This window comes from Rhodococcus sp. Q (assembly GCF_005503035.1).
In the GTDB taxonomy this organism is placed as follows: Bacteria; Actinomycetota; Actinomycetes; order Mycobacteriales; family Mycobacteriaceae; genus Rhodococcus_G.
Genome location: NZ_SCOY01000006.1, coordinates 131,787 through 142,088 on the forward strand (window position 1 = coordinate 131,787; position 10,302 = coordinate 142,088).

Sequence of the window (10,302 nt, forward strand, 5' to 3'; positions counted from 1 at the left end):
GACGGCACCGCCGTCGTCACCCCTGACGGCACCGCCGCCGTCACACCCGCCGGCGCCGCCGTCGGGTGGGGTCAGCCCATGAAGACGTTGCGCCGCTGCGCGAGCAGGCGGTACAGGGTCTGCTGGATGGTCTCGCGGACATGGTCGGTGAGCTCGAACATCACCATCGGGTCCTCGGCGTCCGCGACGTCGTAGGTGTCGGTGCGGATCGGCTCGCCGAACTCGATGTACCACTTCGACGGCAGCGGAATCATCCCGAGCAGCCCGAAGTGCGGGAACAGCGGCGTCACCGGGAAGTACGGGAGCCCGAGCAACCGCGCCAACGACTTCAGTTCACCGATCTTCGGGTAGATCTCCTCCGACCCGACGATGGAGCACGGCACGATCGGGACCCCGGTGCGCAGCGCCGCGGACACGAAGCCGCCCCGCCCGAACCGCTGCAGTTTGTACCGCTCGCTGAACGGCTTGCCGATGCCCTTGAAGCCCTCGGGGAACACCGCGGCCACCTCCCCACCGCGCAGGAGGCGCTCCGCATCGGGGTTGCACGCCAGGGTGTGACCGGCCTTCCGCGCCACGGTGCCAACGACGGGCATCTCGAACGCCATGTCGGCGGCGAGCATCCGGAGCGGACGCTTCGCGGGATGGTGATCGACCATCGCCACCGACGTCATCAGGCCGTCGATGGGGATGACGCCTGCGTGATTGGCGACGACGAGGGCACCGCCCTCTGCGGGCACGTTCTCGATGCCCCGCACCTCCACCCGGAACCATGACTCGAACACCGGACGCAGCAGCGGCAACCACACGTTCTCGGCGAAGTGCGGGTCGTAGCCGAAATCGTCGACCTCGTAGTCGCCGGTGATACGACGGCGGAGGAACTCGGCCGCCGCGACAACCTGGTCGGCCAGCAGGTTGCGCGCCGCGTCGCGCACCTGATCGGTGACCGAACCCCCAGACGACGGCGCCGCGGCGTCGGGCGCCCGCGGGAACAGCAGCGTCGGATCGGACCGCTCGAGGCGGATCCCGCGCCCGCCTCCGCGCGGCGTCCGAGCCGACTCACCGCGCAACGGAATGACTTTCGCAACCTCGTTCATCGAACGACCTCCCCCACACCGGCCATGTCCTGAATTCGTGACTCCACCGACCGCAGCCACTCCCTGCTCACCACGGGACGGACCGCCGCACCGCGGACCATGTCGTCGAGCGCCTGCAGCGTCGTCCACCTGGGCTCGAAGCCGAGGACGGCCCTCATCCGGGTGGTGTCCAGTCCGCACCCGAAGTGGTAGTACTCGAGTTGCTCACGGGTGAAGCCCTGCAGCCCCGACCCCGGAAGGACCCGACCGAGTGAGCCGATCAACTGCACCGGCACCGGGACGGGAATCCCGCCCGACCGCCGGATCGCCTGTGTGAGCATCACGACACCGTCCCCCGCGATGTTGAATGTGCCCGCGGGCCCGGCCATCGTCGCGCGCTCGAGCGCGGCCAGCGCATCCTCCTCGTGGATCAACTGCATCCGCGCGTCGCGGCCCAGGATCGTCGGAACGACGGGCGACTGCAGGTAGCGCGACACCGAGCCGTGCCGGTTCGGTCCGATCAGCGGCGCCATCCGCAGCAGCGACACCGCGATCTCGGGGCGCCGCCGACCGAGGCCGCGGGCGTAGCCCTCGATCTCGATGCTGTCGCGGGCGAATCCACCGTGCGGGGGGCGGCGGGCGCTCATCTCCTCGCTGAACTTCGCCGGGTCCTTCGGGCTGCAGCCGTAGACCGCCGCCGTCGAACGGACCACGACCTTGCGGACGTCCGGAGACTTCTGGCAGACCGCGAACAACTGCATGGCACCGAGGACGTTCATGTCCTTCATCGCGGTCCGACTGCCCGACTTGGGGGGCTTCACCATGGTCGCGGCGTGCACGACGGTGTCCACCTTCGCACCGCGCAGCACCTTGCCGATGAGCGGGTTGCGGATGTCCGCGCGAACGAACTCGGCACGCCCCATCCGCCGCAGCATGTCCTTCGACGGCGCTCGCGAGTCGACGGCGATCACCCTCTCGACCGAGGGGTTCTGGGCGAGTTTCGCCACCAGATACCCACCCAGGAATCGACTTGCGCCCGTCACCAGCACCACCGATGGCGGCTGCACCCCGCGATCACCTGCCACGACCACCCCTGCCTGTGCCTGCGAGAGACACCTCGTGCTCCTGGATGGGACATCCGTCCCCGGAACCCTGCGCGATCTCGCCCGATCCGACATGTCCGGTAGGTCACCGATCGGTTTTCCGTCGATAACCGAACGGTCACCGACGAGCGTAGTCGCTTTTCGGGGCTGCGTTCAAAAACTTAACGAGCTCGCAACGGGCCATACACCAGGTGTTTTGCCGAAATATCGGGTCTCGGCGACCTGGCTGGACGACCAACTGACGAAATGCCCGAAATGGCCCGGATCGCGGCGGATCCTCGGCCGACGAACCCTCGTGAACGCGCGATGCCCGCCACCGAAACGGTGGCGGGCATCGTGGGCCTCGGGCGTATGAACCTTCCCGAGAACTCGGATGAACTACTTGCCGAGTTTCCGACGCTGGACGCGAGTCCTACGAAGCAGCTTGCGGTGCTTCTTCTTCGACATGCGCTTGCGGCGCTTCTTGATCACTGAACCCACGGGAGTTCCTCACGTTCTTCTATAGCGTTCCTGCGCACGCCGGTGACGTACGTCCGTTCTGGCCTGTCCGGTCGGTATCGACACCAATCGGCGTCGACCACCTGCCGGCACACGCCAACCTGGCGCTGTGGCCTCGTATCCGCTAACCCAGCGCCTGACGACACCCGGCTGGCTGGCACGACGAAACAACATCGTACCGGTCACCTGCGGGCGCCGAAAAACCGACCGTCAGCCGGCGTCGAAGTACGACGTTTCCAGATAGTCGTGCACGGCCTTGGCGTGCACCCGGAACGACCGTCCGACCCGGACCGCAGGCAGCTCGCCGCCGTGGACCAGTCGGTACACCGTCATTTTCGACACACGCATCAGCGCCGCCACCTCGGCGACGGTGAGAAACTGCGTGCCGCCGAGGACAGGTTGGCTTTCCGGACCCGAACCCTTCGGCTTGTTTGTAGACACCATCGATTGCATACCTCCGGCACGTGTCGCGCCGCCGGCTTCCCCTCCGGCGGAACAGACACGCACGTGCTGCAGTCGAGCTTAACGGGACAGGTGGGATTACTGCGACGGGTGTGAGATATCGAATGTCATTCCGGACCTGCGCCGAGGGCAGCGGAACGGTCCCGCGCGGCGAAGAGTGCCTCGTTGAACGCCGTACGAAGCCCGCCGCGTTCGAGTTCCCTGATCGCGGCTGCGGTCGTGCCTCCCGGCGACGTCACGTCGGCCCGCAACTCGTTGGCGGAGCTCCCCGATTCGGCCAGCATGGACGCCGAACCGACCAGCGTCTGCACCACGAGTTCGGTCGCGGTCGCCCGCGTCAGTCCGAGTCCGACCCCGGACTCGATCATCGCCTCGGCGACCAGGAACACGTACGCCGGACCCGACCCGGACACCGCGGTGACGGCGTCGAGCTGCGCCTCCGGCACGGTGACCACGCGACCGACGGCACCGAGTACCTCCCGCACCGTCGCGAGATGCTCCGCGGTGGCGTAGCGGCCCGCGGCGATCGCACTGACGCCCTCGCCAACCAGCATCGGTGTGTTCGGCATGACCCGCACGACCGGGAACCCGGCGGGGAGCTTGCTCTCGAACCGCGACGTCGGAATTCCCGCGGCCAGGCTCACGACCAGCTGCTCGAGGTCACCGTCGAGGTCCACCTTGTTCAGCTCGACCATGATGGCGTCGACGTCGGCGGGCTTGACCGCGATCACCACGACGTGCGCGCCCTCGGCGGCGTCCGCGACGGTGGTGGCGAGGATCCCGTACCGACCGGCCAGCTCCTTCGCACGCTCCGGGTACTGCTCCGCGACGACCAGGTCCTTGGGTGCGTGGCCCGACTTCACCAGGCCCGCGATCAGCGCCTCGCCGATCCTGCCGCCACCCATCACTGCGATTCTCGTCATGACCGAGAGCCTGCCATGCAGGGTCGACGCAAACGGCGTCAGCCCTTCGGGATCATCGCGAGCTGCCTGCTCTGCACGATCACCTGGCCCGAGGAATCGAGCACGACGTGATCCTCCTCGAACCAGGTGTCGCCGAGGACCTCGGCGCTCGCCATCACCCGCATCCAGCCCGGCTCGGGCAGTCGGCGCAGGTACGTGGTCAGCTGGACGGTGGGCGCCCAGCCGAACATGCCCCGGTTCATCGTCACGGGGGCGCTGATGTCGCCGAGCATGATCGCGAAGAGCGCCGCCGTGTCGGTGTCCGCCTCGTCCTCCGGCATCGGTCGCGCCCACATCCGGTTCACCGGATCACCCTGCTCACCGGTCAGGAACCGGGCGGCGGCCGGGTCGACCCTCAGGTCGCATCCCTTGGCGACGTGCACGATCGCGGCCATCGGATGCTCGTCGGTGATCGCCGACGAGTCCGCCGTGGGCTCGGCGGGCAGTGCGTCGAGCGCGAGCGGTTCCCGGTGGCGGGGCTCGGCGACGTCGGGAGCCCCCAGGGTCACTGCGGCGGAGACGGCGAGACGCTCGCCCTGCCAGAGTTCGACGTCGACGAGGCAGACCTGCCTGCCCTGCTTGCGGATCGTCGTCGCGAGGCGGACGTCACCCGGGTCCGGGGCGGACAGGTAGTTGGCGCTGACCGCAACGGGCTGGAGCTCACGCGCCCCGCCTGCCGCCCGGACGACCTCGCGGGCCGCCGCCGCACACACGGCCATCATGCAGCCGCCGTGCACCTTGGGACCGATCGTCCAGATCGGGTCGATGTGCGCCGTGTAGGTGCCGTCCGCGACCGGCGTCAGGGTGGTCAGCTCGGTGAAGGGCCTGGTCGAGCGGAGGGTCTTGACGTCGGTCATGGGGTGTCCTTAGGTGCACTGTCGTCACGGCGGGTCGCCGAGATGTCTTGATGGGCGAGGCGGCGCATGGCTGCGATGACCGGCTCGTAGACGGCCGTTCCGAGCACCGAGTACTCGACGGCGGCCTGCGCGGACTCGGTCGGCGTGAGCGCGAAGTCGATCTCGGCTATGCCCCGAATGTGCTTTCCGTAGGCGTCGAGGCGTTCGTCGGTCATCGGGATGCCGACGCTCTCGACGGCCTCGAGCGCCCGTTCGAACTGCTCGACCGCGGGATATGCGGGGTCGTAGACCTGGCCGAGGTGTTCGAGCGCGCGCCGGGCCCGCGGGTGGTCGGCGCGCCGGGGCCCGTCCCGGTAGGGCGGGAGGGCCGCGATCGCACGACCGATGGTCTCGTGCAGGTTGTCGCCGGGGTCTTCGACGAGTGTGGTGATGACCCGGATCTTGTGGATCGAGAGGCCTGCCCCGGCAAGTGCCTTGATGAGTGCGAGTCGGTGCAGGTGCTCGTCGCCGTAGTCGGCCTGGGTGGCACTGGTGGTGGCCCCCGGCATGAGGACACCTTCGCGGAGGTAGTACTTGACGGTCGCCAGTGGGACACCCGAGCGTTTCACCAGTTCGGACACCCGCATCGCGCACCTCCTTCGCCGTCGACCCTTGACCCGAGCCTTTGGATACCAATACTATCCAAATATTGGATACCGATTCTATCCAGCTGTCCGAGAGTACCTTCGCCCACCCGGAGGAGCCGTCATGGACCCCGTTCTCGCTCTCGTCACCGGAATCACCCTGCTCACCGTCGTCGGAATCGCGTTCGGCGGAACCTTCATGCTCCGCGTCGTCTCCGGCCGCCAGCCGGCCAACGCACTCCAGAAGACGATGTTCCGTGCCGGACACGCGCACGCAGGTGTCCTGGTCACGCTCGGCCTCGTCGTTGCGCTGCTCACCCAGGCCGCGGGTGTCGGGACCGTGTGGTCGACTGTCGGGTCCGTGCTCGTGCTGTCCTCGGCCATCCTGGTCCCCGCCGGATTCTTCCTGTCCGTCCTCGGGACCGACCCCGCCGGACCGAACCGCTGGATCCGATCCGTGTGGGTCGGGTTCGGGGTCCTCGTGGTGGGACTGGTGGTCTCGGGCATCGCGACGATCGCCGCGGCCGTGTCGGCCCTCTGAAACAGCCGTGTCGGCCCCTGAATCAGCGTGTCGGCCCTCTGCCCGGGCTACGGCGCGAGGTGCTCGCGGGCGAACGCCAGCGACTGCGCGAGCATGGAGCGACGCTCTGCGCGGGTGCGCGCGTTCTGTGTGTTGATCTCGAGCACCGCGTGTCCGGAGAACTCGGATTCGGCCAGCGACCGGCACAGTTGTGCACACGGCTGCGAACCGTGGCCCGGGATGAGGTGCTCGTCGGCGGAGGCGCCCCGCCCGTCGGCGAGGTGCAGGTGGTTCAGGCCGGATCCCATCCGGTCGGCGAGCGCGAGAGCGTCCATGCCCGCGGTCGCGGTGTGCGAGACGTCGAGTGTGTAGTGCGCGTGCCCGACGTCGGTCGGGTCGTACGACGGCGCGAACGCCGATACACCGGGTCCGGGCCCGCCTCGCTTCTCGAGGCGCTCCGCGGACTTCGACTTGGCGCCCCAGAACCGGTCTGCTCGCATCGGGAACATGTTCTCCACCGCGACGGTGACCTCGTCGCTGCGTTCCTCGAGTTCGGCGACCTGGTCTGCGAAGCCGTCGGCGTAGCGGCGCTGCCACCGGAACGGCGGGTGCACGACCACGGTCTGTGCACCGAGCTTTTCCGCGGTGCGAACGGACCGCTCGAGCTTTGCGACGGGGTCCGCACCCCAGACTCGTTGCGAGATGAGTAGGCACGGCGCGTGGACCGCGAGTACGGGAACCGCGTACTTGCGGACCAGCCCGGTGACCGCGGCGACGTCCTGGCTGACCGACTCGGCCCACACCATCAGCTCGACACCGTCGTACCCGAGGTCCGCGGCGTACTCGAATGCCGCCTCGGTGTTCTCCGGGTACACCGAGGCGGTCGACAGGCCGACGAGAATCCGACCCGTTCGCCTGCCCCCCGAGGTCCGGGTTCCCGACTCTCCCGCCGTCACGTCAGCTCGAGCTGAGGACGAATACGAGCGGGCCGATGGTCACGAAGACACCGACGATCACCGCGATCAGCAGACTCAGCAGATCTTCGGTTTGCCGCAGGATGCGCACGACCGCGACCAGCCCGGCGATGACCAGCACCGCGAGGACCAGCGCGACCCACGGAAGCGACTCCCAGAGCTTCTCGAAACCCTTGAACAGCAAGGCGCCCGCGACGATCGCGACCACCGCCTGTCCGATGAGGACGGCCCACTGCTTGACCGCGCTGCCCTCCGAGACCGCACGCCGGGACCTGGTCGGCGCGGTGGCGGGCGCTCCCGCGTCGGTCCCCGTCTCGTCGTCGTCCTTCGCCGGAGCGTCGACGATCTTCGGGAATTCTCCGGTGGTGTGAACCTGCGCGCGTGCCTCGTCGAGCGACTCGGTGCGTGAGTTGCGGGCCTGACGCAGCAGGTCCGCTTCGAGGCTGGGTCCGGTGAAGAGTGCCGGTTCGCGGACCGGGTCGAGGCGACCGGAGTCCGCTGTGGACGCTGCCGCCTTGTCCTTCGACGACCGTGCGGTCGGGACCTTCTCCGCAGGGGCGGTGGCGGGGGGCTCGGGCCGCTTCGGCAGCGCGGACACGATGGCGGTCTGCTCGGCGGCCGCCGCCACCGGTGCGACGATCTCGGTCCGGTCGACCGCGGGCGGAAACCGGTCCGCCGACTTCGGCGTGACCGTCGGGCGCGGCGCAGGCGTGGGGGGCGCCGAGACCTGAGCCTTGCGATCGGCCGCGGCCTTGCGATCGGCTTCGGCCTTGCGGTCGACTTCTGCCCTGACGTCGGCTTCGGCCTTCCTGTCGGCTTCCGCCTTGCGATCCGCATCTGCCTTCGCGAGAACGGCGCGACGCAGCGCCGGAATCGACTGGGTGTGGTCGACAACCGGCGCGGCCGACGGATCGAGGATGGGCGGCTGCGACTGCGCGACCTGCGGAGCGACATCGACCGAGGCACTGGGCGTCGGTGCAGGCGGCTCGGGCGTCGGAGCTGGCGTCGGGGCAGGCGGCTCGGGCGTCGCGGCAGGCGGCTCGGGGGCCGGCGCGGGCGACGCGGGTGCAGCGGTCGCGGGCCACGCCGCGGCGGAGGCCAGCACGGATTCCGATACGGCACCGACGACGTCGTCGTCGGGGTCCGGCGCTGCGCGGCGGTTTCGGGTGGGTGCGTCACTGATGACCGGCAACTCGCCCGTGAGTTCGGCGACACTGATGCCGCCTTCGCTCCCCCGCCGACGCCGCCCACCCCGCGACTGCACCTGCTGGCCGTTGCGGGCGAGGAGCTCGGCGACGGAGACCTGTCCGGTGTCCTCGGCGTTCACGGTCCTCCCGGCGTTCTCGGTCATCGCGTCACCACCAGCTCCCCACCCATTTCCGTGTCCAGTTTGCGGAGGATCAGGCCTTCCCGCAGCGCCCAGGGGCAGATCTCGAGTTCCTCGACCGCCAGTGCCCGCATCGTCGCCTCCGCAATGAGCGCGCCCGCCACGATCTGCTGGGACCGGTCCGCGCTCACACCCTCCAGCTCCGCGCGGTCGGCGGTGGTCATCCGGGAGATGAACGCGATGAGCTGCCGCAGACCGCTGGCAGTCAGTGTCCTCCGCACCCGGGCTCCCGACGCGGAGGGCGCGGCCCCGGTGAGTCGGGCGAGCGACCGGAACGTCTTCGACGTGCCGACGACCCGGTCCGGTGCACCGGCGGCCCGCAGCGCCTTGGCGGGTTCGACCAGTTCGGCGTCGAGCCAGTCGCGGAGCACCGCGACACGGCGCTTCCCCGGCGGATCGGACTGCAACCAGTCCCGGGTCAGACGGCCGGCGCCCAGTTGGAGCGAGAACGCGACGTCCGGGTCCTCGTCACCACCCGAGGTGAGTTCCAGGGAGCCGCCGCCGATGTCGAAGTTCATGATCCGGCCCGCACTCCAGCCGTACCAGCGGCGCACCGCGAGGAAGGTCAGGCGGGCCTCGTCGACCCCGGACAGGACCTCGAGGTTGACGCCGGTCTCCTCGCGCACCCGGGCGAGTACGGCGTCGGAGTTCGTGGCGTCGCGGACCGCGGACGTCGCGAACGCCATCAGTTCGCCGCATCCGGAGGTGGCCGCGATCGATGCGAAGTCGCCGACGGCGGCGACCAGGCGATCCGCGCCGACGACCGTGATGTCACCCCGGTCGTCTGTGTTCTCCGCGAGCCGCAGAGTCGACTTCGTCGAACTCATCGGCGTGGGATGCGCACCCCTGTGCGCATCCACCACGAGAAGGTGGACGGTGTTGCTTCCGACGTCGAGTACCCCTAACCGCACGTGACCACGGTACTGGGTCTACCGTCGGGCACTGTGACAGCAGGCAATACCGCGCCCTCCGTGAACATGACGCCCACCCCGGAGGTGGGTCTCGACTTCCCGCGTGAATGGATCGAGTTCGTCGATCCCACGAATTCCGAACACGTCATCGTGGCCGACCTGACGTGGCTGCTTTCCCGCTGGACCTGCGTGTTCGGCACTCCGGCCTGCCAGGGGACCGTCGAGGGGCGACCGGACGACGGCTGCTGCTCGCACGGCGCGTTCCTGTCCGACGACGAGGACCGGGAGAAGCTGGACCGGTGCGTGAAGATGCTCACGCCCGCGGATTGGCAGTTCATGGACAAGGGTCTCGGCAAGAAGGGGTACGTCGAGGAGGACGACCTGGAGGACGAGCCTGCGCTGCGGACGCGGCGGTACAAGGGTGCCTGCATCTTCCTGAACCGTCCCGGGTTCGAGGGCGGGCTCGGCTGCGCGTTCCACATCATGGCGGTGCGCAACGGCATCGAGCCTCTCGAGGTCAAGCCCGACGTGTGCTGGCAGCTCCCGATCCGGCGCACCCAGGAATGGGTGGACCGGCCCGACGGCGAGCAGATCCTGAAGACGACGATCACCGAGTACGACCGCCGGGGTTGGGGCGAGGGCGGCGCGGACCTGCACTGGTACTGCTCGGGTTCGCCGGATGCGCACGTCGGCACCCGGCCGGTCTGGCAGAGCTACGGCCCGGAACTGACCGAGCTGCTCGGCAAACCCGCATACGACGAACTCGTCAGGCACTGCAGGCGCCGGGCCGGTCTGGGCCTGATCGCCGTCCATCCCGCGACCACGGTCGCACGGGAGGCCAAGGCGGGGGTCCGCACGGCGCGGTTGGGCACCGACTCCTGACACCGACACCCTGACGCGCGAGCGTCGGGTTGCGTTGCGGCCCGCGGCAG

The 10,302-nt window shown here is 69.2% G+C and carries 12 protein-coding genes; 2 read left to right on the forward strand and 10 right to left on the reverse strand.

Translation table 11 applies throughout. The annotated features are described in order from the left end of the window. Positions 1-71 precede the first annotated feature (71 nt). The 7 genes from FFS72_RS09055 to FFS72_RS09085 all read right to left on the reverse strand — a co-directional run bounded on the left by FFS72_RS09055 (position 72) and on the right by FFS72_RS09085 (position 5,581). Positions 72-1,094, reverse strand: a complete 1,023-nt coding sequence (locus FFS72_RS09055) for a lysophospholipid acyltransferase family protein (protein ID WP_137873621.1) — start codon at positions 1,092-1,094, stop codon at positions 72-74. After that, entirely contained in the window at positions 1,091-2,122 is a 1,032-nt protein-coding gene (locus tag FFS72_RS09060) for an NAD-dependent epimerase/dehydratase family protein (RefSeq protein ID WP_050065853.1), read from the reverse strand. Before FFS72_RS09060 ends, FFS72_RS09055 begins: the two co-directional genes overlap by 4 nt. Positions 2,123-2,554: 432 nt before the next feature. Then, the gene (locus FFS72_RS09065; protein ID WP_003402602.1) at positions 2,555-2,656 is read right to left on the reverse strand and encodes a 30S ribosomal protein bS22; all 102 of its coding nucleotides are present in this window, start codon (positions 2,654-2,656) and stop codon (positions 2,555-2,557) included. A gap of 228 nt (positions 2,657-2,884) precedes the next feature. Continuing rightward, positions 2,885-3,118 (reverse strand): helix-turn-helix domain-containing protein, encoded by a 234-nt coding sequence (locus tag FFS72_RS09070; RefSeq protein ID WP_050065852.1) that lies wholly within the window; start codon positions 3,116-3,118, stop codon positions 2,885-2,887. 125 nt (positions 3,119-3,243) lie between these two features. Then, positions 3,244-4,059, reverse strand: coding sequence for a pyrroline-5-carboxylate reductase (gene proC, locus FFS72_RS09075; protein ID WP_137873622.1), 816 nt, complete (start codon positions 4,057-4,059; stop codon positions 3,244-3,246). Positions 4,060-4,097: 38 nt separating this feature from the next. Then, positions 4,098-4,955 carry a thioesterase family protein gene (locus tag FFS72_RS09080; protein ID WP_137873623.1) on the reverse strand — a complete coding sequence of 286 codons (858 nt, stop codon included), beginning with the start codon at positions 4,953-4,955 and terminating at the stop codon, positions 4,098-4,100. Next, complete coding sequence (locus FFS72_RS09085) at positions 4,952-5,581, reverse strand: MerR family transcriptional regulator (RefSeq protein WP_137873624.1); 630 nt, start codon at positions 5,579-5,581, stop codon at positions 4,952-4,954. Before FFS72_RS09085 ends, FFS72_RS09080 begins: the two co-directional genes overlap by 4 nt. Positions 5,582-5,702: 121 nt before the next feature. Here FFS72_RS09085 and FFS72_RS09090 point away from each other — a divergent pair, with 121 nt between their 5' ends. Continuing rightward, positions 5,703-6,119 carry a hypothetical protein gene (locus FFS72_RS09090; RefSeq protein ID WP_137873625.1) on the forward strand — a complete coding sequence of 139 codons (417 nt, stop codon included), beginning with the start codon at positions 5,703-5,705 and terminating at the stop codon, positions 6,117-6,119. Between the two features lie 47 nt (positions 6,120-6,166). Here FFS72_RS09090 and FFS72_RS09095 read toward each other — a convergent pair whose 3' ends face one another. The 3 genes from FFS72_RS09095 to FFS72_RS09105 are packed head-to-tail and all read right to left on the reverse strand — an operon-like array spanning position 6,167 to position 9,370. Then, a complete protein-coding gene (locus FFS72_RS09095; protein ID WP_171018605.1) occupies positions 6,167-7,054 on the reverse strand; it encodes a sugar phosphate isomerase/epimerase family protein in 888 nt (295 codons plus the stop codon). A 1-nt stretch (position 7,055) separates the two neighbouring features. Beyond that, entirely contained in the window at positions 7,056-8,423 is a 1,368-nt protein-coding gene (locus tag FFS72_RS09100) for an Rv0497 family membrane protein (RefSeq protein WP_137873626.1), read from the reverse strand. Further along, a complete protein-coding gene (locus tag FFS72_RS09105; RefSeq protein ID WP_050065591.1) occupies positions 8,420-9,370 on the reverse strand; it encodes a Ppx/GppA family phosphatase in 951 nt (316 codons plus the stop codon). Before FFS72_RS09105 ends, FFS72_RS09100 begins: the two co-directional genes overlap by 4 nt. A gap of 66 nt (positions 9,371-9,436) precedes the next feature. Here FFS72_RS09105 and FFS72_RS09110 point away from each other — a divergent pair, with 66 nt between their 5' ends. Then, positions 9,437-10,252 (forward strand): DUF3109 family protein, encoded by an 816-nt coding sequence (locus tag FFS72_RS09110; protein WP_137873720.1) that lies wholly within the window; start codon positions 9,437-9,439, stop codon positions 10,250-10,252. Positions 10,253-10,302 lie beyond the last annotated feature (50 nt).

What these genes read in the sequence shown, in the direction of transcription:
- FFS72_RS09055 (WP_137873621.1), bottom strand. Translation starts at nt 1,094, where the DNA reads ATGAACGAGGTTGCGAAAGTCATTCCGTTGCGCGGTGAGTCGGCTCGG.
- FFS72_RS09070 (WP_050065852.1), bottom strand. Translation starts at nt 3,118, where the DNA reads ATGGTGTCTACAAACAAGCCGAAGGGTTCGGGTCCGGAAAGCCAACCT.
- proC (WP_137873622.1), bottom strand. Translation starts at nt 4,059, where the DNA reads ATGACGAGAATCGCAGTGATGGGTGGCGGCAGGATCGGCGAGGCGCTG.
- FFS72_RS09080 (WP_137873623.1), bottom strand. Translation starts at nt 4,955, where the DNA reads ATGACCGACGTCAAGACCCTCCGCTCGACCAGGCCCTTCACCGAGCTG.
- FFS72_RS09085 (WP_137873624.1), bottom strand. Translation starts at nt 5,581, where the DNA reads ATGCGGGTGTCCGAACTGGTGAAACGCTCGGGTGTCCCACTGGCGACC.
- FFS72_RS09090 (WP_137873625.1), top strand. Translation starts at nt 5,703, where the DNA reads ATGGACCCCGTTCTCGCTCTCGTCACCGGAATCACCCTGCTCACCGTC.
- FFS72_RS09100 (WP_137873626.1), bottom strand. Translation starts at nt 8,423, where the DNA reads ATGACCGAGAACGCCGGGAGGACCGTGAACGCCGAGGACACCGGACAG.
- FFS72_RS09110 (WP_137873720.1), top strand. Translation starts at nt 9,437, where the DNA reads ATGACGCCCACCCCGGAGGTGGGTCTCGACTTCCCGCGTGAATGGATC.